The sequence below is a fragment of the Candidatus Nanopelagicales bacterium genome, from assembly GCA_041393815.1.
In the GTDB taxonomy this organism is placed as follows: Bacteria; Actinomycetota; Actinomycetes; order S36-B12; family JAWKJK01; genus JAWKJK01.
The window spans coordinates 913,062-939,701 of sequence record JAWKJK010000001.1 but is presented as its reverse complement, the minus strand read 5'-3'; the positions used below and the strand labels follow the sequence as shown (position 1 = coordinate 939,701).

Sequence of the window (26,640 nt, the reverse complement as noted above, 5' to 3'; positions counted from 1 at the left end):
AGCCCCTGCCGTCGGTCACGGGCGCAGGAAGTCGACCTGGCCCGGCGCGGGCCAGGATCCGGCGCGGAACCGGGTCAGCAGCGCCGCCGTGATCCGGCCCGACCGGCCCCGCGACATGGGGAAGGTCTTGCTGCTCACCAGGAGGATCCCCGGGTGGGTGCGGCCTTGCGCCGCCCAGGAGGAGGCGAGCGGGACGAAGTCCCGGATGTTGCCGGTGACCAGGACCCGGCCGTGCTCGGCCGCGAGCGCGAGGACGTCCACGTCGGGGACGCCGCGCAGGTCCGGGCTGGAACTGATCGCGAGGGCGTCGCAGCCGGACTCGGTCAGCCGGTCCGCGATGACGGGCGACAGCATCTCGTCCAGGAGCAGCACCGGCTAGGCGCCGAGCAGATCGCGCCGGCGCTGGACCGCGCGCGCAGCGTCGGCCTCCGCACGGTCCGCGCCGTCCACGAGGTCGTCGATCTCGTCCGGGTAGTCGGCGTAGTAGCTGACCGCCACCTGCACCAGCCGCAGGGGCACCGCGGCGGTCTCCGTCACCAGCGCCAGCAGTTCCTGTGACGTCAGCCCCGGCTCGGCCTGCCTCGCGGACCGGATCGCCTGCACGACCTCCCAGACGTCCGGCCCCCCCGCCAGCACCGCGCGTCGCCCCGCGGGACCGTCGCGGAACAGGACACCCGGATGCGCGTCCATGCGCAGACCCTCCTCGACGAGGAGGGCCGCCGCGCTCGACCGGGTCAGGCCGGGGCGCCGCGACACGAACGACTCCAGACGCGACTCGGTCGCAGGGTCGAACCGCACGGAGCGAGGACCGGCCATGCACTACATCGTAGTAGATCGTAGTACTCGCTCGTGTCGATCTTCCGCGGAAGATCCACTGCTGAGGACGCGCGGTGGTCAGGCGGGGACGGCATCGTGGTAGCGCCACCCGTCCCCGGTCCGCACCAGCGTCACGCGCCAGGCGCGCGGCGGCCCCGCGGGACGGCGGACCACCGGTGTGCCGAGCTCGTCCACCAGGGCGTACGCCGACCGGCGGTCCCGGACCTCGAGCAGGACCCGGTCGGTGCCGACCCCGGACCGCACCGGCGACACCCGGAGCAGGCGGGTCGACAGGCCGGCCACGGACAGGCCACGGCGGGCCAGGTCCTGCACCGCGGTCCGGTCGCGGTCCCAGGCCGGGGAGCCGGGCGCATCGGCGCCGGAGAGGAGGGTGGGGTCCGCGGCCGCGAACGCCGCGAGCCGCGCCCGGTCCAGTTCCTCGAGCACCGCTCTCCACTCGCCGGCACGGGACGGGGCCGTGGACACCGCCGCGGTCGTGGCCGCGGTCGGGGCCACCGTCGTGAGAGGCGTTGCCGGCGCGACGGTCGTCGGCGCGGTCGTCGGCGCTGGTGGTGCCGTCTCCGTGACCCAGGCCTCGGCAGCCGCCAGGGACTCCGGTGCGGGCAGCGGCTGCGCCGACGCCGGCACGGGTGGAGCGGGTGGCGGCGCCGCGACGTCCGCAGCGGACCGTGCCGCGTCGGCTGCCCCCGGGGCGGCGATCTCCTCAGTGGCAGCCTCCTGGGTGGCGTCGCGGCTGACCCGCGCGGCGCCGGCGACCGCGACCACGACGAAGGCCAGGGCCAGCGGCAGCAGCCACGGCCAGCGACGCCCGGGCCCGGGGTCCGCGGTCGCTGCCCGGGTGGAGCGGGCCCGCGTGCGGGGCGGCCGGTCCGTCCGGACGACCCCGGGGCGCGAGGTCCCGGACCGGTCACCGGGTCGGGACGGGTCGACCGGACCCTCGGGACCGCGGCCGCTGCCACGCCGGGCAGGAGGCGACGCTGGCGGTGACGGGACCGCACGCGCCGCCGGGGTCGCCTCGCCGACCACGCGGGTCGGCGCCCGGTAGCGCGCGGCCACCGCGATCGCGGCCTGGGCGAGGTCGGCCGCCGTGGTCGTGCCCGGACGCCGTCCGCGCAGCAGCAGGTCCACCAGCAGCGCGGTGTCGTCGTCGTCCTGCAGCCCCCCGGCCGGCAGGACGCCGAGGGACCAGCGGGCGAGCGCGGTGACGTCGGTGGACCGTTCGGTCCGCGCGGCCGTCGCGTCGTCGGACTGGGGCCGCAGCCCGTCCGGCAGCAGGAGCACGGCGCCGTGCCCGAGGTCCCGCACGGCCGGGGCCACCAGCCCCCCGAGGTGCAGGTCCGCCGCATGCACCGCGGCCAGGGCCGACGACACCGCCGCCACCGCGGCAGCCGATGCTGCCACGTCGCGGACCGGTTCGCCCGGGCCACCGGGCGCGACGGCCAGGGACGCGCCGTGGACCGGGTCGCGCGGCATCTCGTACTCGACGGTCACCCCCGAGGGGTCCAGGCCGACGCCCACGATCCGCGGCAGTCCGGGCGAACTGGTGCGCGACAGCCGTCGCAGCCGGCGGCGCAGTGCGTCGCGAGCGACCAGGTCCGGTGGCTGGGGCAGCAGGCGGGTCACGCGGGGACCCGGCGACGACGCGGTGGCGGGCGGGCGCATGCGGCCGATGCTGCGCCCCGCCGGGCGGAGCGCGCACGGGCCCGTCCACAGACCCGGCTCGTCCACAGCCTGCGCCCGGAGGCCTTGACACCGAGCGGCCGGTAGCGTCCTCCCGTGCCCGAACCGCCCACCTCCGCGCAGGTCGTCGTCGTCGGGGCCGGCCTGGCCGGGCTCGCCGCCGCCCGCCAGCTCGCGATCCACGGCGTGGACGTCCGCGTGCTCGAGGCCTCGGACGGGGTCGGCGGCCGGGTGCGCACCGACACCGTGGACGGCCTGCTGCTCGACAGGGGGTTCCAGCTCTACAACCCCGCCTACCCCGAGGGTGCCCGGCTGCTGGACCACGAGGCGCTGTCGCTGCGCCCGTTCGAGCCCGGGGTCGAGGTGGCCCTCGGGGACCGGCGGCACCGCCTGGCGGACCCCCGCCGCCGACCGACCTGGGCCCTCGACGGCGCGCTCGCCCCGGTCGGCTCCCCGGTCGCCCGGCTGAGGTTCGCCGCGTACGCCGCGTCCCGCGCCCGCAGCAGCCTCGCGCACCTGCGCACCGAGCCCGACGTGGACGCGCTCACCGCGCTGCGCCGCGCCGGGGCCGACGATGCACTCGTCGATCGCCTGCTGCGTCCGTTCCTGGCCGGGGTCTTCCTCGAGGACGAGCTGGCGACGTCGCGACGGTTCCTGGACCTGGTGCTCCGGTCATTCGTCCGCGGCGTCCCCTCGGTCCCCGCGGACGGGATGGGCGCGATCCCGGCGCAGATCGCTGCCGCCCTGCCCGAGGGCACAGTCCATCTCGGCGTCCCGGTGGAGTCCGTCGGAGCGGGTGTCGTACGACCCGCCGAGAGCGATGAGATCCGTTGCGACGCAGTGGTTGTCGCCACCGACCCGGCGACCGCGGGTGCACTGCTGCCGGGACTCGACGTGCCCGAGGGGCACCCCGTCACCACCTGGTACCACCTGGCGGACACCGACCCCGGCGACCTGACCGGCGGCCGCGGCATCCTCGTGGTGGACGGTCAGCGGCGGGGCCCACTGGTCAACACCGTCGTGGTGACCAACGCCGCACCGGGCTACGCCTCCGACGGCCGGGTGCTGGTGTCGTCGTCCGCGCTGGGGCTGCACGACTCGCCCGACGACGATCTCGCGGTGCGCGCTCACCTGTCGCTGCTGTACGGCGTCGACACCTCACGGTGGGAGCAGGTCGCCCGCTACCCGATCCCGTACGCGCTGCCCGCGATGACGCCGCCGCTGGACGTGCGACGCGAGGTCAGGCTGGGCGACGGCGTGTACGTGGCGGGCGACCACCGCGACACCGCGTCGATCCAGGGCGCCCTGGTCAGCGGCCGCCGCACGGCGGACGCCGTCCTCGCGGACCTCCGGGTCCCGCACGGGTCCTCGGCGTCACCTCGAACCACGGAGGCACCCGCATGACGGCACCGACCCGACGCATCCTCGCGACCAGCGGAGGGTTCGTCCCCACGGATCGATGGGGGGTGGCCGCGCCCGGCGGACTCATCCGGGAGGCGTTGCGGCTCAGCGGTTCCCAGCGACCGACGGTGTGCCTGGTCATGACTGCGGCCGGGGACGATCCTGCCTACCTCGCCCGCAGCTACGCCGCGCTGTCGTCGTTGTCCTGCGACGTGACGCACCTGGCCCTCTTCCCGCAGCCCAACGCGGACGTCGAGGCGACGATCGCGGCCGCGGACGTGGTGTGGGTCGGTGGTGGCAGCGTCGCGAACCTGTTGGCACTGTGGCGGTTGCACGGAGTGGACACCGCACTCCGAGCGGCGTGGGAGCGCGGCGCCGTGCTCGCAGGCGTGTCCGCAGGCTCGATCTGCTGGCACGTCGGCGGCACCACCGACTCCTTCGGCCCGCAGCTGCGCGCGGTCACCGACGCCCTGGCGTTCCTGCCGTACGGCAACGGTGTCCACTACGACTCCGAGGAGCAACGCCGCCCGCTGCTGCACGGCCTGGTCGGCGACGGGACGCTCCCCACGTCGTACGCCACGGACGACGGCGTCGGGATCCTGTACGAGGGCACCGAGCCGGTCGCCGTGCTGTCCGACCGGGACGCGGCGGATCCGGCAAGCGGTCCGGCCGCGTACCGGGTCGAGCGGGTCGGCGCCGAGGTCGTCGAGACGCGGTTGCCGGTGGGCCCGGTCGGCTGACGCCTACGCTGGCGCCATGCCGCCGCTGCGCATCGTCCCGCTCGGGCCCGACCCGGTCGGGTACGAGGACGCCTGGGAGCAACAGCGCCGTCTGCACGCGGCGGTCGCCGACGGGATCGAGTCCGACACCGTGCTGCTGCTGGAGCACCCGCCGGTCTACACCGCCGGTCGACGCACCGAGCCCGGCGACCGGCCGACGGACGGCACGCCGGTCGTCGACGTCGACCGCGGCGGCCGGATCACCTGGCACGGGCCGGGCCAGCTGGTCGGCTACCCGATCGTGCGGCTCGGCGAGCCGGTCGACGTCGTCGCGCACGTGCGCCGGCTGGAGGAGGTCCTGATCCGGACCTGCGCCGACCTGGGACTGGCCACCGAGCGGGTCGCCGGGCGCAGCGGGGTGTGGGTGCCCGCCGACGACACGGCCCCGAGCGCGCCCCGGATCGCCGCGGGCATCGGCGTCGCCCGCCCCGGCCGTCCGGAGCGCAAGGTCGCCGCCGTGGGGGTCCGGGTGTCCCGCGGGGTCACCATGCACGGCTTCGCCCTCAACTGCGACTGCGACCTGACCTGGTTCGACCGGATCGTGCCGTGCGGTATCGCGGACGCCGGGGTCACCTCGCTCACCGCCGAGCTGGGCCGCCGGGTCACCGTCGCCGAGGCGCTGCCTCTGGTGCGGGGCCATCTGGCCGAGGTGTTCGGACCCGCCGCGGCACCCCGTACCCCCGGCTCCGCCGCGGACGCGGTCCGCACCGGTCCGGCGTAGGCTCGTCCCTCGTGACCGACCCCGCCTCCCCGTACACCGGCGCCAGCATCGACGGCCGCCGGCTGCTGCGGGTGGAGGCACGCAATGCGGAGGTCCCGATCGAGCGCAAGCCGGAGTGGATCCGCACCCGGCTGCGCACCGGCCCGGAGTACCGCGAGATCCGCGACCTGGTCACCCGCGAGGGCCTGCACACGGTCTGCCAGGAGGCCGGCTGCCCCAACATCTACGAGTGCTGGGAGGACCGCGAGGCCACCTTCCTCATCGGCGGCGAGCAGTGCACCCGTCGCTGCGACTTCTGCCAGATCGACACCGGCCGGCCCGCGCCACTGGACCGCGACGAGCCGCGCCGGGTGGCCGAGTCGGTGGCGTCGATGCGGCTGCGGTACGCGACCGTCACGGGGGTGGCCCGCGACGACCTGCCGGACGAGGGCGCGTGGCTGTACGCCGAGACCGTGCGGCGCATCCACGACCTCAATCCCGGCACCGGCGTCGAGGTGCTCATCCCCGACTTCTCCGGGAAACCGGACCTGCTCGGCGAGGTGTTCGACTCGGTCCCGGAGGTGCTGGCGCACAACCTGGAGACGGTGCCCCGGCTGTTCAAGCGGATCCGGCCGGCCTTCCGCTACGAGCGGTCGCTGGACGTCCTCACCCAGGCCCGCGCCGTCGGCCTGGTCACCAAGTCCAACCTGATCCTCGGCATGGGCGAGGAGCCGGAGGAGGTCGAGCAGGCGCTGGCCGACCTGCACGCGGCCGGCTGCGACCTGGTGACCATCACCCAGTACCTGCGACCCACCCCCCGACACCACCCGGTGGTCCGCTGGGTCCGGCCGGAGGAGTTCGTCGCGCTCGCCGACACCGCCACGGCACTCGGCTTCGCGGGCGTCATGTCCGGCCCGCTGGTCCGCTCCTCGTACCGCGCCGGCCGGCTCTACCGTCAGGCCCTGGCCGCCCGGGAGTCCGGCGGTGCGGCCACGATCACCGTCGGGGCCATGTCCCCGGCCGGCGAGTGAGCCGGTGAGTCCGCACCGGACGGCCCGGGTCGTCGCCACCCACGTGTGGCCCTCCGGCGCGGACGTCCCGGTCCCGGCCGACCCGCTGGAGCTGGACTGGGGCGGCCCGGTCGGGGATCGGCACCACGGCCTCACCATGCGCTCGGACAGCCGGCAACGCGAGCACTACGAACGCGGCACCGAGATCCGCAACCACCGCCAGGTGTCGCTGGTCGACGCCGCGGAGATGGAACGGGTCGCGGCCGCGCTGGGCATCCCCCGGATGGACCCGGGTCTGATCGCGGACAACGTCTACACCGAGGGCATCCCGGACCTGACCGGCCTCCCGCCGCTGACCCGGCTGGTGTTCGCCAGCGGCGCGGTCCTGCTCCTGTGGGGCGAGAACACGCCCTGCACCATCGCCGGCGCGATGGTGTCGGAGCGCTACGGCACCCGGCCGGAGGCGTTCCCCAAGGCGGCGATGGGCCTGCGCGGGGTCACCGGCTGGGTCGAGCACCCGGGCCCGGTGCGCCCCGGGGACGGCATCGAGGTCCGGCTCCCGCACGCCTGACCCACCGAGCCCCGGCCGCAGCCGTGGTCCGGCGCGGTTTCCGGGCGGCCCTGCCCGCGTCCTAGGCTGACCGCCATGGCCGAGGACCCCGCGAAGACGAACGCGCCCGACAGCGGCGCCCCCACGAAGCGGCGCCGCCGTCGCTCCGGCGGCGGGCGGATCAGCCAGCTGATGGAGAACTACCGGATGACGCGGGAGTCCGACCCGCGGATCGGGTGGATCCTGCTGGCCTGGCTCGTGGGCGTCGGCGCGCTGGTCTTCGTCCCGATCAGCCTGCTGCTCAACTGGCCCACCGCGATCCTGCTGGCCATCCCCTCCGGCCTGCTGGCGGCGACCTACATCTTCAGCCGGCGGGCGATGCGGGCCGCGTACCGGCAGATCGAGGGCCAGCCCGGTGCCGCCGCCGCCGTCGTACAGAGCCTGCGCGGCGGCTGGTTTGTCTCCCCCGCGGTGGCCGTGACCAAGGGCCAGGACCTGGTGCACCGCGTGGTCGGCCGCCCCGGCGTGATCCTGGTGTCGGAGGGCCCGAGCAGCCGGGTGACGCACCTGCTGGCCAACGAGCGGAAGAAGACCGCCCGCTTCCTGCCCGAGACCCCGATCTACGAGGTGCAGGTCGGCAACGAGGAGGGCCAGGTCCCGCTGGAGAAGCTCCAGCGCGAACTCACCAAGATGCCCAAGGCGCTGCGTCCCGGCGAGGTCACCGCGGTGCGGCAGCGGCTGGACGCCGTCACCAAGGCCCCGCTGCCGGTGCCCAAGGGCCCGCTGCCCAAGAACGCCCGGATGCCCAAGACCCCGCGGCCCTGAGGCCGGCGGGCACGGGGACGGGTTCGCCGTGATCAGGGTGCTGTGCGCCACCGACGGATCGGAGGCGTCCCTCCGGGCGATCTCCACGGGGCTGGCTCTGCTCGACCTCGACCGCTCCCGGGTGGTCCTGGTGACCGCCGTCCCCGAGCCGGACCCCACGCTGGTGACCGGGGCCGGCTTCGCGGGCAGGGTCCTCACCGAGGAGGAGTACGCCGAGGACGTCCGCGCATCGCGGGTTGCCGGCGCGGACCTCCTGCAGACGGCACGCGAACAGCTCGGTCTCCCGTCGGTCGACACCCTCGTGCTGACCGGGCCCGCCGGACCAGCGCTGTGCGACGCAGCCCGGGACTCCGACGCGGGCCTCATCGTCGTCGGTACCCGCGGTCGCGGGGGCGTCGCGCGAGCGGTCCTGGGCTCCGTCACCGACCATGTCGTACGCAACGCGCCGTGCCCGGTGCTGACCGTCGGGCCGGACGCAGAGCACGACCGGATCGGACCGGCCGTGCTCTGCACCGACGGCTCGGACCTCGCCCTGCACGCAGGAGGGGTCAGCATCCCGCTGCTCACAGCGGTACCGGTGGAGATCGCGACCGTGGTGGCCCCGCTCCGGCTTCCGGTCCCCTACGACGGAAGCGGCCTCGAGCATGTCCTGACGTCGTCCGAGGAGCAACGCCGGATGCAGGCCGAGCGGGACGAGGGGGCACGAGCGGCGCTCGACGCGACCGCGCACGCGCTCAGGCCGGTCGTCGGGGGGAACCTGAAGACGGTCGCGCTGGAGGGAGATCCCGGCCCGGCCCTGTGCGCGCACGCGGACGACGTCTCGGCCCGCGTCCTGGTCGCGGGGACCCGGGGACGAGGGTCGCTGAGGCGCGCCCTGCTGGGCTCGGTCGCCGACCACCTGGTCCGAAACGCCCGGTGCCCGGTGATCGTGGTCGGCCCGGGGAGCCGAGACCACCAGGACTAAACCGGAGGGCTCCGATCCGCGAGGGAGCCGTCAGGACCGTGCCCGCACCACGACCGAGCCGGCGGCCCGGTCGTGCAGGCCGCGTCCGTCCCGGTCGATCACGACGGCCGGGATGACCAGGCACAGCAGCAGCGTGCGCAGCGCCGTTCGGCCCACGCCGAGGTGACGGACCGGCTGGCCCGACGGATCCCGCGGCGCCATGACCGGCACCCGGATGACCGCGACCCCGAGGATCCGCTGGCCGAAGGACGCCCCGGTCAGCCAGGTCAGCAGGAACACCTCGGCGCCGAAGATGGTGAGGATCGCCGCCGCGCTCTCCGGCCCGCCGTACTCCAACTGAGGGAAGAACAGCCGCGACAGCAGGATGGCCGCGATCCAGTCCACCGCCAGCGCGGCGAACCGTCGGCCCAGGCCGGCGACCGCGCCCGGACCCTCGGCCGGCAGCCCCAGCCGGACCCCGCGCGGCTCGTCCGCGCCGAGGTCAGCACGCCGGTCGGCCATGCGAGTCACCGTATCCGGGGTGCCCACACCCGCCTCCGGGGGCACCTGCCGGCGCGGCGTCACCCGCGTAACACGGCGGAAACAATCGGGACACCGTCGAGAAATCGCCCCTCCCTAGCGTCCCCGACGTGGGCGGCAGTCGGCCGCCGGCGAGGCGATAGCGACCCCGGTCGGTCCGAGGTGGGACGCGGGGACCAGTGGAGGTGTGATGTTCAGCAACGCTGACGAGGTGCTGGGGTACGTCAAGGACAACGACGTGCAGTTCGTGGACGTCCGGTTCGTGGACCTCCCGGGCGTCATGCAGCACTTCAACGTGCCGGCCGGATCGTTCGGCGAGGCCGCGTTCAATGACGGGCTGATGTTCGACGGCTCGTCGATCCGCGGCTTCCAGGCGATCCACGAGTCGGACATGAAGCTCATCCCGGACCCCGTGACGGCCTACCTGGACCCGTTCCGGACCGAGAAGACGCTGGTCATGAACTTCTCGATCGTGGACCCGTTCACCGGTGAGCCGTACTCCCGCGACCCGCGCACGGTGGCGGCCAAGGCCGAGGCCTACCTACAGTCGACCGGCATCGCGGACACCGCGTACTTCGGCCCCGAGGCCGAGTTCTACATCTTCGACGACGTCCGGTTCGAGACCAAGCAGAACGCCGGCTACTACTACATCGACTCGATCGAGGGTAAGTGGAACTCCGGTCGGGACGAGGGCCCGAACCTGGGCTACAAGACCCCGTACAAGGGCGGCTACTTCCCCGTCCCGCCGGTCGACCACTACGCCGACCTGCGCGACGAGATGACGCAGACGCTGCAGCAGGTCGGCCTGGAGGTCGAGCGCGCGCACCACGAGGTGGGTACCGCCGGGCAGGCCGAGATCAACTACAAGTTCAACACCCTGCTGCACGCCGCCGACCAGGTGATGCTGTTCAAGTACGTCATCAAGAACGTGGCCTGGCGCAACGGCAAGACCGTGACCTTCATGCCCAAGCCGCTGTTCGGCGACAACGGCTCCGGCATGCACTGCCACCAGTCGCTGTGGAAGGGCGGGGACCCGCTGTTCTACGACGAGCTCGGCTACGGCGGCCTGTCCGACCTGGCCCGCTGGTACATCGGCGGCCTGCTGCACCACGCGCCGTCGTTGCTGGCGTTCACCAACCCGACGGTGAACTCCTACCACCGGCTGGTCCCCGGCTTCGAGGCGCCGGTCAACCTGGTCTACTCGGCCCGCAACCGCTCCGCCTGCATCCGCATCCCGGTCACCGGCACCTCGCCGAAGGCGAAGCGGATCGAGTTCCGGGTGCCGGACCCGTCGAGCAACCCGTACCTGGCGTTCTCGGCGATGCTCATGGCCGGTCTGGACGGCATCAAGAACAAGATCGAGCCGCCGGCACCGGTCGACAAGGACCTGTACGAGCTGCCGCCGGACGAGCACGCCGCGATCCCGCAGGTGCCCGGCTCGCTCGGCGCCGTCCTGGACGAGCTGGAGAAGGACAACGAGTACCTGCAGGCCGGCGGGGTCTTCCCGGCCGACCTGATCGAGACCTGGATCGACTGGAAGCGGTCGAACGAGGTCGACCCGATCCGGCTGCGCCCGCACCCGCACGAGTTCGAGCTCTACTACGACATCTGAGTCGCGACTCTGATCCGCAGGGATCACCCGCGAGGCCCACAGGACCTGCGGACCCACCTCGGTCCGTCAGGCACCGGAGTCATCCGGTGGATCGCCTCGCAAGCGGAGGCCCCGGTACCCGACGCGCCCGTCGGTGCCGGGGCCTTCGCCCGTCCCGGGCCGTCATCACCAGATCCCCACACCGCGACCACATTCCGGCCATCGCCCCGCGGAACAGTGGAGGTGGTAGCGGTGACGGGGAAAGGAGTTGCGATGACTGCACGGAGTGTGAGGCGGGTCCTGGTCGGCATCGCAGCGGTGGCGACAGCGGCGGTCCTCGCCGCTCCCGGGGCGGCCTTCGCCAGGGGCGGTCCCGGCGGTGGCGGTGGAGGTGGCGGTCCCGGTGGTGGTGGAGGTGGTGGAGGTGGCGGCGGCGGTGGCGGTGGTCCCGGCGAGGAGACCACGTCGAACAGCCTGTCGGTCCCCACGCTGTTCGTCGGCCCGGCAATCACTGGTCTGACCTGCGACGGCGTGACCTCAGTCCCACCGTCCGGCACCCCTCTGGCCGGATACGAGATCGATGCGAACTACTACTACGTCCAAGGCATCCACAAGTGGCAGGCCGGGTGCGTGCAGGGCCTGACGTCGGCCACCGTGACCGGGGCATGGGGCGACAACCTCACCGGTGACGCGAAGCTCAAGGCCGGCAGCCCGATCCGGGTGGAGCTCGGCCTCTTCCCGGACGCCGCGATCATGACGGTGCCGGAGATGACCGGCTGGAGCGTGATGAAGCTCGAGCCGTCGAAGTTGGACCGCGAGTCCGCCTACGGCACGCTGGCGGTCGATGACGGGGCCGGCGGCTTCAAGGCGGTCTCGGCCACGCCGTACCCCGAGACACGGGTGGCGGCCCCGGGAAGCCTCACCATCGACGGAGAGCTGGTGGAGCCGGCCGCTCGGTCGGAGATCAACGCCACGGGGCGCGTCGTGTACGGCTACAACCTGCGGGTCACCGAGCCGGGTGACTACGACATCACGTACACGTTCCCGGGGGTGACGTTCAGCGGAGCGGACGCGGGTGTCATCAGCCTCGACGGCCACAGCCTCACCCTCACCATCACGGTGGGCGGCGGAGGCGGGGGTGGCGGTGGCGGACACCGTCCGTAGAACAGGTGTCTACGCTGCGGGGTCGGCCCGTTCGGCCGACCCCGCAGCGGTCCCTAGGTCCCTGGCACTCGGGTGCGCGGGACCCGAAACTGTATGTGTGAGAACCGTTCTCGTGGTCGAGGACGAGGTCGACATTCGGGAGGTCCTGCGCCGCTACCTGGAGCGCGAGGGCCTGTCCGTCCTGACCGCTGCCACCGGGGCCGCCGCACTGCGCATCATCGAGGAGGACCAACCGGACCTGGTGCTGCTCGACCTGGGGCTTCCCGACATCGACGGCACCGAGGTCCTCGCGGCCACGGTCCCGTCGATACCGGTGCTGGTCCTCACCGCGCGGTCCGGCTTCGACGACCGGATCGCCGGGCTGCGGATGGGCGCCGACGACTACGTGGTGAAGCCGTTCAGCCCGACGGAGGTCGTGCTGCGGGCGCAGGCGATCCTGGCCCGCGGACCCCGCGCACAGCCCACGGTGCAGTCCTTCGGCGCCGGCAGACTGCGCGTCGACGAGGCCCGTCACCGGGTGGTCCTCGACGAGGCGGAGCTGAACCTCACCCCGGGCGAGTGGGAGCTGCTGCTCGCGCTGATCAGCCGCCCAGGCCAGGTCTTCACCCGCGGCGAGCTCATCGAGCGGGTCAACGGATACACCTTCGACGGGTACGAACGAGCGATCGACTCGCACGTGAAGAACCTTCGGCACAAGCTCGGCCCCGACGGGCACGAGGTGATCGAGACGGTGGTCGGCTTCGGCTACCGGCTGGGACTCGACCGCGATGGCGACTAACAACTGGCGGCTCAACCGGCTCGCCCGACGACTGGCCGGGGCCATCCTGCTGGTGACCGGGCTGTCCCTCGCGGTGCTGTTCGTGGGCACCGTCGTGCCCCACCTGCTGGCGGTCCCGCCGAGCCCGGAGGACGCCGTCTCCACCGGCTGGCTCCTCACCGCGACGGCGGTCGCGGCGGTGACCGCCGTGGTCCTGGCGTGGGCGATGGCACGGCGGATCACCCGTCCGTTCGACGACTACATCGACACCGCGCAGCGGTTCGCCGCGGGCGACCACTCGGTCCGTCCGAGCGGCCCGACACCGCCGGAGCTGGCCGACCTCGCCCAGGCGCTGACCGTGGCGGCGGACGAGATCGACCGTTCGGAGCAGGCCCGCCGGCAGCTCACCGCCGAGATCGCGCACGAGCTGCGGACACCCCTGACCGTGCTGCAGGCGACGCTGGAGGAGCTGCGCGACGGGCATGTCGCCGCCGACCACGCGATCCTGGCCTCGCTGCACGACCAGGTGCGCCGCCTCAGCCGGGTCGTCCACGACCTGTCCGAGCTGGCTGCGGCCGAGTCGCCCGACCTGCAGCTGGAGCTGCGCGACGTGGACCTCGCGAGGATCGCCGAGCGAGCGGTGCGCGCCTACCAGGGCGCTCTCGACGCGGCGGGACTCGAGGTCGTACGGGACTTCTCACCGGGGGTGATCGTCCACGCAGACCCCGACCGCGTGCAGCAGGTCGCGGGCAACCTGCTGGCCAACGCCGCCGGGTACTGCCGTCGTGGGGATCGCGTGACGGTCCGGGTCAGCCCCTACCAGGGAGCCGGCCGGCTGGACATCTGCGACACCGGCCCGGGATTCCGTCCGGAGGAGGTGCCCCACGCCTTCGACCGCGCCTGGCGCGGAAGCTCGGCGGACGGGACCCGCGGATCGGGACTGGGCCTGCCCATCGTCCGCGCCCTCGTGCTCGCCCAGGGGGGGCAGCGTCGACCTGGTCTCAGCACCGGGCCAGGGTGCGTGCGTGTCGGTGCAGCTGCCCCGGGCGTCGACGGTGGATCGCGAGCGGTCCGCCCTCGATCGGTCGCCCGAGGAGACTGCGCAGCGAGTCGGGCGTCGCTGACCGTCGGGGCGGGGACTGAGGCGTACGGTGCCCCCGATGAGCCACGTGGCCACCTCGTCGCGACCGGTCCTTCGCGTGGTCGCGTGGGTCGTGGTCGCCGTGCTCGGCGGGCTCAGCTTCGCCGCGGGCTGGACGTTCGCCCGGACGGTGCGCGAGTCCGACGGCGAGCCGTTCGAGGTGCTGGTCGCGACCTGGGGCCGTGACCACGGCCTCGGCTGGTTCGTCGCCCGGGCGGAGGACGTCTACTACCGCGTGCTCGACCGGGCGCCGGTGGGGGGCACGCCGACCCTGAGCACCGACCTGTCCGCCGAGGGCGGGTTCACCGCGAGCCCGGTCCCGGCGGGGACGTCCACCACGGTGACGGGACGCGGCGCCGGCACACCCAGCGCGACCGCATCACCCACCACCGCACCGCCGTCCGCCACGGCCACGACGGTGCCGGTGGCGGCGGGCAGCCCGACGCCCCGTCCGGCCCCCGGGCGGCAGCACCTCGACCCCCCGGCCCGCCTGGTGTCCCCCGTGTCGGACCCGCTGCCCAAGGAGGGGGTCTGGCAACCGGTGGGCTTCCCGGTGGACGGCATGCCCGCGCTGTACATGACCCGGGTCCGGGCCGACGACGTGCACACCTCGGTGCTGGCGTCGCTGCTGTGGGTCGACACCTCCCTGACGCGCGCCCTGTTCGTCCCCGGCTACCAGGAACCGGGCGGCCCCAACCCGTACGACGGGGCACTGCCGGAGAAGTACTGGCCGGACGTCCTGGCGAACTGGAACGGCGCGTTCCGCCTGCAGGACAGTGGTGGCGGCTACTACTACGGGGGCACGACGGTCGCCCCTCTGCGTGACGGTGTGGCCACCGCCGTGTTCTACGACGACGGCCGGCTGGACATCGGCGAATGGGGACGGGACCTGCGGATGACGCCCCACGTCGAGGTCGTCCGGCAGAACCTGCAGCTCATCGTGGACAAGGGGCGGTCGCAGGTCACCAACGCCTCCGACTCGTGGCAGTGGGGAGCCACGACCGACGGCGAGAGCCTCGCCTGGCGCTCGGCCGTGGGGGTCCGCGCCGACGGCAGCCTGGTCTACATCGGGTCGCCCTACCTGTCCGCCGGAGGGCTGGCGGACACCTTGGTGAGCGCCGGGGTGCAGCGGGCGATGACGCTGGACATGAACAACTGGTGGACCGCGGGGTTCTACTTCTCCCACGACGAGTCGGGGGCGCCGGTGTGCCACAAGGTCGACCCGAGCATCCTCGAGGGCTGCGACCGCTTCCTGCTGCGCTACAAGCGGGACTCGTTCCAGATCCTCGCCCGCCACGAGTAGCGAAGGACCCTCCCGGGCGAGCGCTACTCCCCGTAGAAGACGCGCTCCACGACGGAGCGGGCCCGGCGGGTGACGCGCTTGTAGTCCTCCACCAGGCGCCCGGACCCGCCCGGCGGGTAGCCCAGCAGGCGCGAGACCCCGGCCAGCTCGACGACGTCGCCCGGCACCTGGTCCCCGGCTCGCCCGCGGACGAGCATCACGGCGTCGCGGACCCGGGTCGCGGTGCGCCAGGCGGAGGCCAGCACGTCCGGGTCTGCCGGGTCCAGCAGCCCTGCCGCGGCGGCGGCGCGGAGCACCGGCACGGTGCGGGTGGAGCGCAGCGCGGGGACGTCGTGCGCGTGCTGCAGCTGCAGCAGCTGCGCGACCCACTCGACGTCGGTCAGGCCGCCGCGGCCGAGCTTGGTGTGCAGCGCGGGATCGGCCCCGCGCGGCAGCCGCTCGGACTCCATCCGGGCCTTCAGCCGGCGCATCTCGCGCAGCGCGGCCTCGTCCACGCCGTCGGACGGGTAGCGCAGCGGGTCCACGAGCGCCTCGAACCGCTCCCCCAGCTCACCGTCGCCCGCCACGGGTCGGGCCCGCAGCAGTGCCTGCGCCTCCCACGGCGAGGACCAGCGGGCGTAGTACGCGGCGTACGAGGCGAGGGTGCGCACCAGCGGGCCCTGCCGGCCCTCGGGCCGCAGGTCCGCGTCGATCTCCAGCGGCGGGTCCGCAGACGGAGCCATCAGCAGCCGGCGCAGTTCCGTGGCGACCGCGAGCGCGGCGTCGGCGGCGTCCTTCTCGTCGGCACCCGGCAACGGGTCGTGCACGAACATCACGTCGGCGTCGGAGCCGTAGCCCAGCTCGGCCCCGCCGTAACGACCCATCGCGACCACGCAGAACCGGGTGGGCAGCTTGCCGCCGCGCTCCTGCGCGACCGAGCGGACCGCGGCCTGCAGCGCACCGCGGATCGTGGCCGTCGTGACGTCGGACAGCGCCTCCCCGACCTCCTCGACCTCGAGCAGGCCGAGGATCTGGGCGACGGCGGTGCGGAAGAGCTCGCGCCGGCGGATGCCGCGCACCGCGCGCACCGCCGCCTCGGCATCGGTGCTGCGGCCGACCGCGGACAGCGCCTCGGACTCCAGCGACTCCACCGGTCGAGGCGCCAGCTCCGAGGGGTCGGCCAGCATCGACACGGCCTCCGGCGCCTGCAGCAGCAGCGCGGAGGCGTAGCGGCTGCTGGCCAGCACCCGGGCCATCCGCTCCGCGGCCGCCGACTCGTCGCGCAGCAGCCGCAGGTACCACGGCGTCGCCCCCAGGGCGTCGCTCACCTGACGGAACGCGAGCAGCCCCGCGTCCGGGGACGGGGCGTCGGCGAACCAGCCGAGCATCACCGGTAGCAGGGTCCGCTGGATCGCCGCCCGTCGGCTCACCCCGGCGGTCAGCGCCTCCAGATGGCGCAGTGCGCCGGCCGGGTCCACGTACCCCAGGGCCTCCAGCCGCTCCTGCGCGGCCTCGGGCGTCAGCCGCGCCTCGCCGGCGCCGAGCCGCGCGACCGCATTGAGCAGCGGCCGGTAGAAGAGCTTCTCGTGCAGGCGGCGCACCTCGCGCGCGTGCCGCCGCCACTCGGCCGTCAGCTCGCCCACCGGGTCGGTACGGAACCCCAGTGACCGACCCAGCCGCCGCATGTCGGCCTCGTCGTCGGGTACCAGGTGCGACCGCCTCAGCCGTTGCAGCTGGATCCGATGCTCCAGGGTGCGCAGGAACCGGTAGGCGGCGCCCAGCGTCGAGGCGTCCTCACGGCCCACGTAGCCCCAGGTCGCCAGCGCCTCCAGCGCCGGCAGCGTGGTGGGACTGCGCAGCAGCACGTCGCTGCGGCCGTGCACCAGCTGCAGCAGCTGCACGGAGAACTCCACGTCCCGCAGCCCGCCGCGGCCCAGTTTCAGCTGCCGGTCCGCCTCTCGGCTGGGGATGGTGTCCTCCACCCGCCGGCGCATGGCCTGCACGTCCTCGACGAACCCGTCGCGGTCGGCCGCCGCCCACACCAGCGGCGCGACGGCGTCCACGTACGCCGCGCCGAGGTCGGCGTCGCCCGCGGCGGCACGCGCCTTGAGCAGGGCCTGGAACTCCCAGGTGGTCGCCCAGCGGTCGTAGTAGCCGAGGTGGCTGGCCAGGGTGCGGACCAGGGCGCCCTGCCGGCCCTCCGGGCGCAGGTTCGGGTCGACCTCCCAGATGGTCCCCTCGGGGGTACTCGCGTTGGTGGCGCGCATGAGCGCGGTGGCCAGCCGGGTCGCGGCGGCCAGCGCCGGTGCCTCGTCGGCACCCGGCATCGGCTCGGCGACGAAGATGACGTCGACGTCGCTGATGTAGTTCAGCTCCCGTCCGCCGCACTTGCCCATCGCGATGACGGCCAGCCGGCAGGCGTCCCGGGCCTCGGGCACCTCGGCGCGGGCGATCGCCAGCGAGGCCTCCAGCACCGCGTCGGCGAGGTCGGACAGCTCGCCGGTGACGTCCTCGAAGGCCAGCACGCCCTCGAGATCACGGGCCGCCAGGGCGAGCAAAGCCCGGCGGTAGGCGACCCGCTGGTCGACCAGGACCTCCGGGCCGTGCCCGCGCGCCACCGGGGCCTCGTCGTCGGGGTCGGCGCCCACGGCCGTCAGCAGGGCGGCGCGCAGCTCGTCCCGCCCCCGGCGGCCGGTCATCGCCTCGGGGTCCGCCAGGACGCGCCACTGGTCCGGGTGCCGCTCCAGGTGCTCGGCGAGCGCCTCGGACACCCCGAGGACGGACAGCAGCCGGTCCCGCACGGCCGGGTCGTCGCGCAGCGCGGCCAGCATCGCGTGGGCCTCGTCGGCCGCGCCGGACCGGGTCGCGGCCTCGACGACCCGCAGGAGCAGCAGCAGGGCCCGGTCGGGGTCCGCGGCGGACCCCAGGGACTCCAGCACCTCGTCGTCGTCGGCCACCGCGGCGAGCGCGGGGTCCGACAGCAGCCGCTCGGCCCGGGTGGCGTCGGTGAACCCGGCCCGGACCAGCCGCCCTCGGGACGACTGGCCGCGCGGCGGGCTGCCCTCGGTCACGCCGGCCGCGCCTCCCGGCCGGCCGCGTAGCGCCGGACGACGTCGGCCCAGGCGTGGGTGAGCGGGCGCCACGCGCGCACCAGCCCGGCAAGGGCGTCGTCGACCTCCGCACCGATGTCGACACCGACCCTGCCGGCGCGCAGCAGCGGGCCGTCGTCGTCCCCCACCCAGGAGCCGATGATCGCCCCGTCGACCTCGGGGTGGAACTGCAGCCCCCAGGCGCTATCCCCCACCCGGAACGCCTGCACCGGGCACGCCTCGTTGGTGGCCAGCAGCACCGCGCCGTCGGGCAGGTCGAGGATGGCGTCGCCGTGCCACTGCGCAGCCGGCAGTCGCGTGGCCGGGTCGCCGGACCCCGGGACCCGGGCGAACACCTCATCGGCAGCGGCGTCGGCCGTCGGGCCGACCGTCACCACGCCGACCTCGGCGACCGGCGCGACGCCCAGCCGGCCACCGGTGGCGCCGGCGAGCAGCTGGCCGCCCAGGCACAGGCCCAGGACCGGCACGCCACGGTCCACTGCGTCCGCGAGCAGCGCGCGGGTGTCCGGCAGCCACGGGGCGACCTCGTCCTCCCACGCGGCCATCGCGCCGCCGAGGGGCAGCAGGCCGTGGATCCCGTCGGGGACCGTCGACGGGACCGGCTCGCCCGCGTGCGCGTGGACCACCGTCACCGCGATCCCGACCTCCGCCAGCCACTCCCCGACCAGGCCCGGCGGGTCGGTCGGGTCGCTCTGGATCGCGAGGACGGTCGTCGAGTCGGGCACACCCGGAAGGGTAGGCGTCACAGCAGCGGGAGGTAGCGGTCCAGCTCCCACCGGGTGACCTGCCGGCGGTAGTCCTCCCACTCCGCCTGCTTGTTGCGCAGGAAGAACTCGAAGACGTGCTCCCCCAGCGTCTCCGCCACCAGCTCGGAGCGCTCCATCTCCTTGATGGCCTGGTTCAGGCTGCTGGGCAGCGGCTTCATCCCCAGCGCCCGCCGCTCGGCCTGGGTCAGCGCCCAGACGTCGTCCTCCGCGCCGGGCGGGAGCTCGTACCCCTCCTCGACGCCCTTGAGGCCGGCCGCGAGCAGCACCGCGAACGCGAGGTAGGGGTTGGTGGCGCTGTCCAGGGCGCGGTACTCGATCCGGGTCGAGTTCCCCTTGGACGGCTTGTACATCGGCACCCGGATGAGCGCGGACCGGTTGTTGTGCCCCCAGCAGATCTGCGCCGGCGCCTCGGCGCCACCGGCCAGCCGCTTGTACGAGTTCACCCACTGGTTGGTGACCGCGGTGATCTCCGGCGCGTGCTGCAGCAGGCCGGCGATGAAGCTGCGCGCGACGGCGGACAGCTGATACGGCGCCCCCGCCTCGTAGAACGCGTTGCGGTCGCCCTCGAACAGCGACAGGTGGGTGTGCATGCCGGAGCCGGGGTGGTCGCGGTACGGCTTGGGCATGAAGGACGCGTAGACGCCCTGCTCCAGCGCGACTTCCTTCACCACGAGGCGGAACGTCATGATGTTGTCGGCGGTGGTCAGCGCGTCGGCGTAGCGCAGGTCGATCTCCTGCTGGCCGGGGCCGCCCTCGTGGTGGCTGAACTCCACCGAGATGCCCATCGACTCCAGCATCTGGATGGCCTGGCGGCGGAAGTCGTAGCCGACGTTGCTGGGCGAGTTGTCGAAGTAGCCCCACCGGTCCATCGGCTCCGGCTCGGAGCCGTCCGAGGGGTGGTTGCGGAACAGGAAGAACTCGATCTCGGGGTGCGTGTAGAAGGTGAACCCGAGGTCGGCCGCCTTCCCCAGCGTGCGCTTGAGCACCCAGCGCGGGTCGGCGTACGACGGCGAGCCGTCCGGCATCAGGATGTCGCAGAACATCCGCGCGACACCGGGCGACTCGGCCCGCCAGGGCAGCACCTGGAACGTCGACGGGTCCGGCTTGGCGAGCATGTCCGACTCGTAGACCCGGGTGAAGCCCTCGATCGCGGAGCCGTCGAAGCCCAGGCCCTCCGCGAACGCGCCCTCGAGCTCGGCCGGGGCGACCGCCACCGACTTCAGCGTGCCGAGGACGTCGGTGAACCACAGCCGTACGAACCGGATGTCGCGCTCCTCGATGGTGCGCAGCACGAACTCGGTCTGCTTGTCCATGAGGGCATCCTGCCGCCCGTGCGCCGCCCGCGCGGCCCGACCCCCCGATGCCGGCCGGTAGCCTCGCGCGCGTGCCGACGCTGCGCCTCGCCCTCGCCCAGGTGAACCCCACCGTCGGGGACCTGTCCGGCAACGCCGCCCTGGTGGTCGACGCCGCCCGCGCGGCCGCGGCCGCGGGCGCCGACCTGCTCGCGTGCCCGGAGATGGTGCTCACCGGCTACCCCGTCGAGGACCTCGCGCTGCGGCCCTCTTTCCAACAGGCCTCGCGCGAGGCGCTGCACGCGCTGGCCGCGACGCTGGTCGCCGAGGGCCTGGGCGACCTGCCGGTCGTGCTGGGCCACCTGGACCGGCTCGACAACGATGCCGACCGCCTGGGCCGGCCGCGCGGGGCGCCGCTGAACGCCGCGTCGGTGCTGCACCGCGGCGCGGTGGTGGCCCGCTACGCCAAGCACCACCTGCCCAACTACGGCGTCTTCGACGAGTTCCGCTACTTCGTCCCCGGCTCGCGGTCCTGCGTCGTCCGGGTCCGCGGGGTCGACGTCGCGCTCGCGATCTGCGAGGACCTGTGGCAGGACGGCGGCCCGGTGGCCGAGGTGGCCCGGATCGGCGCGGGGCTCCTGTTGGTGCTCAACGGGTCGCCGTACGAGCGCAACAAGGATGACGTCCGGCTCGACCTGTGCGCGCGACGCTCGGCCGAGGCCGGCTGCGCGCTGGCGTACGTCAACATGGTCGGGGGTCAGGACGAGCTGGTCTTCGACGGTGACAGCCTGGTGGTGGCCGCGGACGGCACGCTGCTCGCGCGCGCACCGCAGTTCGAGGACGACCTGTTGGTCGTCGACGTCGACCTGCCGGAGTCCGACGGGTCCGACACCCTGCCCGACGGGACGTCGGTCGTCGTGGTCGCCACGGACCCGCCCGCCCCGCGCGACCCGCTGCTGCCGGTGCTGACACCGCGCCTGGGCGACGAGGCCGAGGTCTACGCCGCCCTGGTCGTCGGACTGCGGGACTACGTGCGCAAGAACGGCTTCACCTCGGTCCTGCTCGGGCTGTCCGGCGGCATCGACTCGGCGCTGGTCGCGGCGCTCGCGTGCGACGCGCTCGGCGCGGAACACGTGTTCGGCGTCTCGATGCCCAGCGCGTACTCGTCGCAGCACTCCCGGGACGACGCGCGGGACCTGGCCGAACGGACCGGGCTGCACCTGCGCACCGTCCCCATCGCGCCGATGGTCGACGCCTACCAGGCCCAGCTGCACCTGACCGGCCTCGCGGAGGAGAACCTGCAGGCCCGGGTGCGGGGCACGACCCTGATGGGCATCTCCAACCAGGAGGGCCAGCTGGTCCTGGCCACCGGGAACAAGAGCGAGCTCTCGGTCGGCTACTCCACGATCTACGGCGATGCGGTCGGCGGGTTCGCCCCGATCAAGGACGTGGCCAAGACGCTGGTCTGGGGCCTGGCCCGCTGGCGCAACGCGTGTGCCGAGGAGCAGGGCGGGACCGGGCCGATCCCGCCGTCCAGCATCGAGAAGCCGCCGTCGGCGGAGTTGCGGCCGGGTCAGCTGGACGCCGACTCGCTGCCGGACTACCAGCTGCTCGACGACGTCCTGGACGACTACGTCGAGCAGGACCGGGGGGCCGCGGACCTGGTGGCCACCGGGTTCGACCCGCACCTGGTGGAGCGCATCCTGCGGATGACCGACGCCGCGGAGTACAAGCGGCGGCAGTACCCGCCGGGGACGAAGATCTCGTTCCGCGCGTTCGGCCGGGACCGCCGGCTGCCGGTGACGAACCGCTGGCGGGAGACGGTCCGCTGACGGCCCGGGCGCCCGGATGGCTGAGGGCTCAGCCGCCGGTCGAGCGACCGCTTGGTCTGAGGCCCGCGATCACGGTGTCCACCACGTCCGCGACGGTGACGGCCGGAGCGGGGTCGCGCCCACCGGCCGCGACCATGGAGCGGTAGAGGACCGGGCCGACGAGCAGGGTCACCGCCAGGTCGACGTCGACGTCGGGCCGGATCTCACCGCGCCCGACCCCACGCCGCAGCACGGCGCGGAAGCGCTCGCGCCGAGGCTCGATCACCGCGTCGTAGATGGCCCCGAACAGCTCCGGATGGCTGCGCGCGTGGCCCATGACGCGCGGCAGGATCCGGCCCCAGTGGCAGGAGGCCTGCTGGGACAGCATCTGCTCCAGCAGCAGCACGAGCGCGTCGCGGGTGGTCAGCGCGTCGTCCACGTCGACGAGGTCGTCGTTGAGCGTGACCAACGACTCCAGGACCAGCTCGTCCTTGCCGGAGAAGCGCCGGTAGATCGTCGCCTTGCCGACGCCCGCGCGGCTGGCGACCTCTTCCACCGTCAACGCGCTGGGTCCCACCTCCGCGAGCAGGTCCAAAGTGGCGTCGACGATCGCCCGGTCGGCCCGCTCGCTGCGGGGCCGACCCGGCGCCCGGACGACCGCTCCGGACGTCATGACGGGGCCGGGGTCGTCTTATCGGGGGCGGGCTCGTTCTCCGTCCCGAGCTCGTCCTCACTCCCGAGCTCCTCGAGGAGCTCGTCGGCGTACGTGGTCTCGTGCTCCTTGACCAGCGCGTCGGCGGCGTCGGCCGGCGGGGCCATCGGGGCGTCCTTGCGCGGCGGGTCGATGTGCGGCAGGACGAAGATCACGACCGCCGCCGCGATGAAGACGATCACGGCGGACACGATCGAGGTCAGGTGGGAGGCGGTGAGGAAGGCGTCGTACGCCCCCGCCTGGACCTGGCCCGCGACCGAGGCCGGCAGGCCCTGCTCGGTCGCCTGCTGCAGCACGCCCACCGTGGACACGATGGACTCCGACGCCACGTCCTTGGCCCCCGCCGGGAACTGAGGGGGCAGCGCGTCGAGGGCGGGGGCGAGGTTGCGGGCGTACTGGTTGGCCAGCACCGTGCCGATGATGGCCACGCCGAGCGCACCGAACACCTGGCGCACGGTGTTCTGCACCGCGGACCCCGCGCCGGCGCGGGCCAGCGGCAGCACGTTCTGCATCACCGTGGAGGCGGGGGCGATCACGTTGCCCATGCCGAAGCCGAAGAAGAAGAACGTCGTGAGGATCAGCCACAGCGGCGAGTCCAGCGCGAGGTTGGTCAGCCCGATCAGGGAGACGCCCACGATCAGCAGGCCGCCGCCCATCACCGGCCGGTAGCCGAACCGGACGACCATGGCGGCGCTGCGCGGCGCCGCGAGGATCTGACCGATGGCGAACGGCAGGAAGCACAGCCCGGCCTGCAGGGTGTCGTAGCCGCGGAGGATCTGCAGGTAGAACGGCAGCGTGAACGTGATCCCGGACAGCGCGAAGAACGCCAGGCTGACGGCGGTCAGCGACACGGCGTAGCCGCGGTTGCGGAACAGGGACACGTCGAAGCTCTTGTGGTCGCTTCGGGCCTCGAGCACGAGGAACAGCACGATGAACGCGACGCCGGCGGCCATCGGCCCGATCACGGACGGCGCCAGCCAGTCCTTGGTGGAGGCGGCGTGGATGATGCCGTACACGAACAGGAACAGCCCGACCGCGGACATGACCAGGCCGGTCAGGTCCAGTCGCTGCGGGTGCGGGTTGCGGGTCTCCGGGACGACGCGCCAGATGCCGAGCAGGCCGATCGCGACGATCGGCAGGTTGATGAGGAAGACCGAGCCCCAGTCGTTGCCGGTCAGCCAGTTGGACCACTGCGGGTTCTGGAGCAGCAGGCCGCCGAGGACCGGGCCGAGTGCGACGGCGGCGCCGACGGCCCCGGCCCAGGCGCCGATGGCCTTGCCCCGCTCGTGCGGGGGGAACACGACCGTGATGATGGCCAGCGTCACGGGCAGGACCGCGGCGCCACCGACGCCCATGAGCGCGCGGAACGCGATGAGCATGGCCGAGCTGACCGAGAAGGCGCACACCGCCGACGCGACCGCGAAGACCACCAGGCCCACGACGAGCACCCGCTTGCGGCCGAAGCGGTCGCCGAGGACGCCCCAGGTGAACAGCAGTGACGCGAAGACCAGGATGTAGGAGTCGACCGCCCACAACAGTTCGCTGGGGGTCGCCTCCAGGTCGCGCTGGATCGTGGGCAGCGCGATGTTGAGGACGGTGTTGTCGAGGACGACGACGAGCAGGCTGACGACGAGGACGCCGAGGATCGCCCAGCGCCGCGGGTGTCCCTCTCCCGAGGTCATCCAGCGGTGGTCGTCGGTGGTGGCGGGGGTCATGGTCGCCGAGGCTAGGTCGCCCTAATCCGAAACGCAACCGTTCCGTTTCGTTGTCCCGCCGACGGGACGCAGCCGCGCGCCGGGAGGTGCCGCATGTCACCATGGACCCGTCCGGGGACTCCGCCAGGGAGCCTCGAGATGGGAGAACCACCATGTCCGACCTGTCCGCGCGCCCCTCGGGCGCTCCGGAGCCCACGCTCTACGGCGGGGCCACCGGCCGTCGCGTCACCGTCCGCGACCTCGCCGCCGCCAAGGCCGCCGGCGAGCGCTGGCCCATGATCACCGCCTACGACGCGCTCACCGCGCGCGTCTTCGACGAGGCCGGGATCCCGGTGCTGCTCGTCGGCGACTCCGCCGCGATGGTGGTCTACGGCTACGACTCCACCGTCCCCGTCACCGTCGACGACCTCATCCCGCTGACCCGGGCCGTCGTGCGCGGCTCGCAGCGGGCGATGGTGGTGGCGGACCTGCCGTTCGGCTCGTACCAGGCCTCCCCCGAGCAGGCCCTGCACACCGCCGCCCGCTTCCTCAAGGAGTCCGGGGCGCACGCGGTGAAGCTGGAGGGCGGGGCCCGCGTCCTGCCCCAGGTCGAGGCGCTGGTGTCCGCCGGCATCCCCGTCATGGGCCACCTCGGGCTCACCCCGCAGTCGGTCAACGTGTTCGGGGGCTACCGGGTCCAGGGTCGCGGCGAGTCCGGCGAGATGCTCATGCGCGACGCCAAGGCGCTCGAGGCCGCGGGCGCGTTCGCCGTGGTGCTCGAGGTCGTGCCGGCCGAGCTGGCCGAGCGGGTCACCGCGATGCTGTCGATCCCCACGATCGGGATCGGCGCCGGCGCCGCCACCGACGCGCAGGTCCTGGTGTGGCAGGACATGGCCGGGCTGACCCCCGGCCCGGGCCCGAAGTTCGTCAAGCGCTACGCCGACGTGCGCGGGGTGCTGACGTCCGCGGTCCAGGAGTGGGCCGAGGAGGTCGTCGCGGGGACCTACCCCGGTCCCGAGCACGCCTACCGCTGACGCGCGCCACCTACCGCGGGCTACCGCCGCCAGGACGACAGCACCCGCAGGTACTGCGAGCGCTCGTACGCGGACGGGTCGGCGGCCGCGTGCCGGGCGACGCTGCCGCGCAGCTGGTCGACGGAGACGTACTCGTGCTCCTGCAGCCAGCCCTGCAGCTGTTCGGTCATGGTCCGGACGTGGTCGGGTCCGTGGTGCAGCAGCGCCGACGCGGCCATGACCACGTCCGCACCGGCCAGCAGGCCCTTCGCCACGTCCAGCCCGTCGTGCACGCCGCTGGTGAGCGCCAGGCTGGTGTGCGCCAGATGCGGACGCAGCAGTCCGATCCAGCGCAGCGGGAGGCGCAGCTCCGCCGAGGTGGACAGCTCCAGCCGCGGGGTCACGTCGAGGCTCTCCAGGTCCAGGTCGGGCTGGTAGAAGCGGTTGAACAGCACCAGCCCGTCGGCACCCGCGTCGACGACCTCGCGCGCCATGTGCCCGAACGAGGAGAAGTACGGCGACAGCTTGACCGACAGCGGCACGGAGATGCACGCGCTCACCTGCGCCACCAGGTCCAGGTAGCCCTGCTCGACGTCCGCGGCGGACAGGTCCGGGTCGGCGGCGACGTCGTACATGTTGAGCTCGATGGCCTCGGCGCCCGCGTCGACCATCATCTGGGCGTAGTCCAGCCAGCCGCCCACGGTGCGCGCGTTGACGCTGGCGATGACCGGCACGGACAGCTCCTCGGCGGCCTGCTCGACCAGCCGGACGTGCCGGTCCAGCCCGAGGTTGCCGAAGTCGAGGTCGGGGAAGTAGTCCGCCGCCTCGGCGAAGACCCCCGCGCCCTCCTCCAGCCGGTCGTTGAGGGTGAGGGACTCCGACTCAACCTCCTCCTCGAACAGGCTGGGGAGCACCACCGCACCCACGCCCGCCTCGTCGAGCGCCCGCAGCGACTCCAGCCGCCCGGTGACCGGCGACGGCGAGGCCACGATCGGGGACCTCAGCGTCAGTCCGAGGTACGACGTCGTCAGGTCGCTCACG

24 protein-coding genes are annotated in these 26,640 nt (G+C 73.7%); 14 read left to right on the top strand and 10 right to left on the bottom strand.

Annotation, left to right across the window (positions count from 1 at the left end; genetic code table 11):
* Positions 1-15: 15 nt before the first annotated feature.
* The 3 genes from R2737_04265 to R2737_04255 all read right to left on the bottom strand — a co-directional run bounded on the left by R2737_04265 (position 16) and on the right by R2737_04255 (position 2,499).
* Positions 16-372, bottom strand: a complete 357-nt coding sequence (locus tag R2737_04265; protein MEZ5115463.1) for a DUF5615 family PIN-like protein — start codon at positions 370-372, stop codon at positions 16-18.
* A gap of 3 nt (positions 373-375) precedes the next feature.
* Positions 376-816 carry a hypothetical protein gene (locus R2737_04260; GenBank protein ID MEZ5115462.1) on the bottom strand — a complete coding sequence of 147 codons (441 nt, stop codon included), beginning with the start codon at positions 814-816 and terminating at the stop codon, positions 376-378.
* A gap of 78 nt (positions 817-894) precedes the next feature.
* Positions 895-2,499 carry a hypothetical protein gene (locus tag R2737_04255; protein MEZ5115461.1) on the bottom strand — a complete coding sequence of 535 codons (1,605 nt, stop codon included), beginning with the start codon at positions 2,497-2,499 and terminating at the stop codon, positions 895-897.
* Positions 2,500-2,613: 114 nt separating this feature from the next.
* On the opposite strand from R2737_04255, the gene R2737_04250 reads away from it, so the two are divergent.
* The 7 genes from R2737_04250 (at position 2,614) to R2737_04220 (ending at position 8,746) form a co-directional block, all read left to right on the top strand.
* Positions 2,614-3,921, top strand: coding sequence for an NAD(P)/FAD-dependent oxidoreductase (locus R2737_04250; protein MEZ5115460.1), 1,308 nt, complete (start codon positions 2,614-2,616; stop codon positions 3,919-3,921).
* Positions 3,918-4,658 (top strand): peptidase E, encoded by a 741-nt coding sequence (locus R2737_04245; GenBank protein ID MEZ5115459.1) that lies wholly within the window; start codon positions 3,918-3,920, stop codon positions 4,656-4,658. The genes R2737_04250 and R2737_04245 overlap by 4 nt, the downstream gene beginning before the upstream one ends.
* Before the next feature lie 16 nt (positions 4,659-4,674).
* Complete coding sequence (lipB, locus tag R2737_04240; GenBank protein MEZ5115458.1) at positions 4,675-5,418, top strand: lipoyl(octanoyl) transferase LipB; 744 nt, start codon at positions 4,675-4,677, stop codon at positions 5,416-5,418.
* An 11-nt stretch (positions 5,419-5,429) separates the two neighbouring features.
* Positions 5,430-6,428 (top strand): lipoyl synthase, encoded by a 999-nt coding sequence (lipA, locus tag R2737_04235; GenBank protein MEZ5115457.1) that lies wholly within the window; start codon positions 5,430-5,432, stop codon positions 6,426-6,428.
* 4 nt (positions 6,429-6,432) lie between these two features.
* Complete coding sequence (locus tag R2737_04230) at positions 6,433-6,978, top strand: hypothetical protein (protein ID MEZ5115456.1); 546 nt, start codon at positions 6,433-6,435, stop codon at positions 6,976-6,978.
* A 75-nt stretch (positions 6,979-7,053) separates the two neighbouring features.
* A complete protein-coding gene (locus R2737_04225) occupies positions 7,054-7,782 on the top strand; it encodes a DUF4191 domain-containing protein (protein ID MEZ5115455.1) in 729 nt (242 codons plus the stop codon).
* Between the two features lie 28 nt (positions 7,783-7,810).
* Positions 7,811-8,746 (top strand): universal stress protein, encoded by a 936-nt coding sequence (locus R2737_04220; protein MEZ5115454.1) that lies wholly within the window; start codon positions 7,811-7,813, stop codon positions 8,744-8,746.
* Between the two features lie 30 nt (positions 8,747-8,776).
* On the opposite strand, the gene R2737_04215 is transcribed toward R2737_04220, so the two are convergent.
* Positions 8,777-9,247 carry an RDD family protein gene (locus R2737_04215; protein MEZ5115453.1) on the bottom strand — a complete coding sequence of 157 codons (471 nt, stop codon included), beginning with the start codon at positions 9,245-9,247 and terminating at the stop codon, positions 8,777-8,779.
* Positions 9,248-9,455: 208 nt separating this feature from the next.
* Here R2737_04215 and glnA (R2737_04210) point away from each other — a divergent pair, with 208 nt between their 5' ends.
* The 5 genes from glnA (R2737_04210) (at position 9,456) to R2737_04190 (ending at position 15,221) form a co-directional block, all read left to right on the top strand.
* Positions 9,456-10,877: a type I glutamate--ammonia ligase gene (gene glnA, locus R2737_04210; protein ID MEZ5115452.1), complete on the top strand. Its 1,422-nt coding sequence runs from the start codon at positions 9,456-9,458 to the stop codon at positions 10,875-10,877.
* A 252-nt stretch (positions 10,878-11,129) separates the two neighbouring features.
* Positions 11,130-12,020: a hypothetical protein gene (locus R2737_04205; protein MEZ5115451.1), complete on the top strand. Its 891-nt coding sequence runs from the start codon at positions 11,130-11,132 to the stop codon at positions 12,018-12,020.
* Positions 12,021-12,117: 97 nt separating this feature from the next.
* Entirely contained in the window at positions 12,118-12,798 is a 681-nt protein-coding gene (locus R2737_04200) for a response regulator transcription factor (protein ID MEZ5115450.1), read from the top strand.
* A 52-nt stretch (positions 12,799-12,850) separates the two neighbouring features.
* Positions 12,851-14,104 (top strand): HAMP domain-containing sensor histidine kinase, encoded by a 1,254-nt coding sequence (locus R2737_04195; GenBank protein MEZ5115449.1) that lies wholly within the window; start codon positions 12,851-12,853, stop codon positions 14,102-14,104.
* Entirely contained in the window at positions 14,049-15,221 is a 1,173-nt protein-coding gene (locus tag R2737_04190) for a phosphodiester glycosidase family protein (protein MEZ5115448.1), read from the top strand. The genes R2737_04195 and R2737_04190 overlap by 56 nt, the downstream gene beginning before the upstream one ends.
* A 23-nt stretch (positions 15,222-15,244) precedes the next feature.
* Here the strand turns inward: R2737_04190 and R2737_04185 are convergent, their stop codons facing one another.
* From R2737_04185 to glnA (R2737_04175), 3 genes are read right to left on the bottom strand one after another with little or no spacing between them, the layout of a single operon-like run.
* Positions 15,245-18,271 carry a bifunctional [glutamine synthetase] adenylyltransferase/[glutamine synthetase]-adenylyl-L-tyrosine phosphorylase gene (locus R2737_04185; GenBank protein MEZ5115447.1) on the bottom strand — a complete coding sequence of 1,009 codons (3,027 nt, stop codon included), beginning with the start codon at positions 18,269-18,271 and terminating at the stop codon, positions 15,245-15,247.
* The gene (locus R2737_04180; protein MEZ5115446.1) at positions 18,268-19,035 is read right to left on the bottom strand and encodes a type 1 glutamine amidotransferase; all 768 of its coding nucleotides are present in this window, start codon (positions 19,033-19,035) and stop codon (positions 18,268-18,270) included. Before R2737_04180 ends, R2737_04185 begins: the two co-directional genes overlap by 4 nt.
* A 17-nt stretch (positions 19,036-19,052) precedes the next feature.
* The gene (glnA, locus tag R2737_04175; protein MEZ5115445.1) at positions 19,053-20,390 is read right to left on the bottom strand and encodes a type I glutamate--ammonia ligase; all 1,338 of its coding nucleotides are present in this window, start codon (positions 20,388-20,390) and stop codon (positions 19,053-19,055) included.
* A gap of 71 nt (positions 20,391-20,461) precedes the next feature.
* Between glnA (R2737_04175) and R2737_04170 the strand changes: the two genes are divergently transcribed.
* Positions 20,462-22,201: an NAD+ synthase gene (locus tag R2737_04170; protein MEZ5115444.1), complete on the top strand. Its 1,740-nt coding sequence runs from the start codon at positions 20,462-20,464 to the stop codon at positions 22,199-22,201.
* Positions 22,202-22,229: 28 nt separating this feature from the next.
* Here R2737_04170 and R2737_04165 read toward each other — a convergent pair whose 3' ends face one another.
* Positions 22,230-22,853: a TetR/AcrR family transcriptional regulator gene (locus R2737_04165; GenBank protein ID MEZ5115443.1), complete on the bottom strand. Its 624-nt coding sequence runs from the start codon at positions 22,851-22,853 to the stop codon at positions 22,230-22,232.
* Positions 22,850-24,607 (bottom strand): MFS transporter, encoded by a 1,758-nt coding sequence (locus R2737_04160; GenBank protein ID MEZ5115442.1) that lies wholly within the window; start codon positions 24,605-24,607, stop codon positions 22,850-22,852. The genes R2737_04165 and R2737_04160 overlap by 4 nt, the downstream gene beginning before the upstream one ends.
* A gap of 152 nt (positions 24,608-24,759) precedes the next feature.
* On the opposite strand from R2737_04160, the gene panB reads away from it, so the two are divergent.
* Complete coding sequence (panB, locus tag R2737_04155; protein MEZ5115441.1) at positions 24,760-25,620, top strand: 3-methyl-2-oxobutanoate hydroxymethyltransferase; 861 nt, start codon at positions 24,760-24,762, stop codon at positions 25,618-25,620.
* 20 nt (positions 25,621-25,640) lie between these two features.
* On the opposite strand, the gene R2737_04150 is transcribed toward panB, so the two are convergent.
* Positions 25,641-26,639 (bottom strand): dihydroorotate dehydrogenase-like protein, encoded by a 999-nt coding sequence (locus R2737_04150; GenBank protein ID MEZ5115440.1) that lies wholly within the window; start codon positions 26,637-26,639, stop codon positions 25,641-25,643.
* Position 26,640 lies beyond the last annotated feature (1 nt).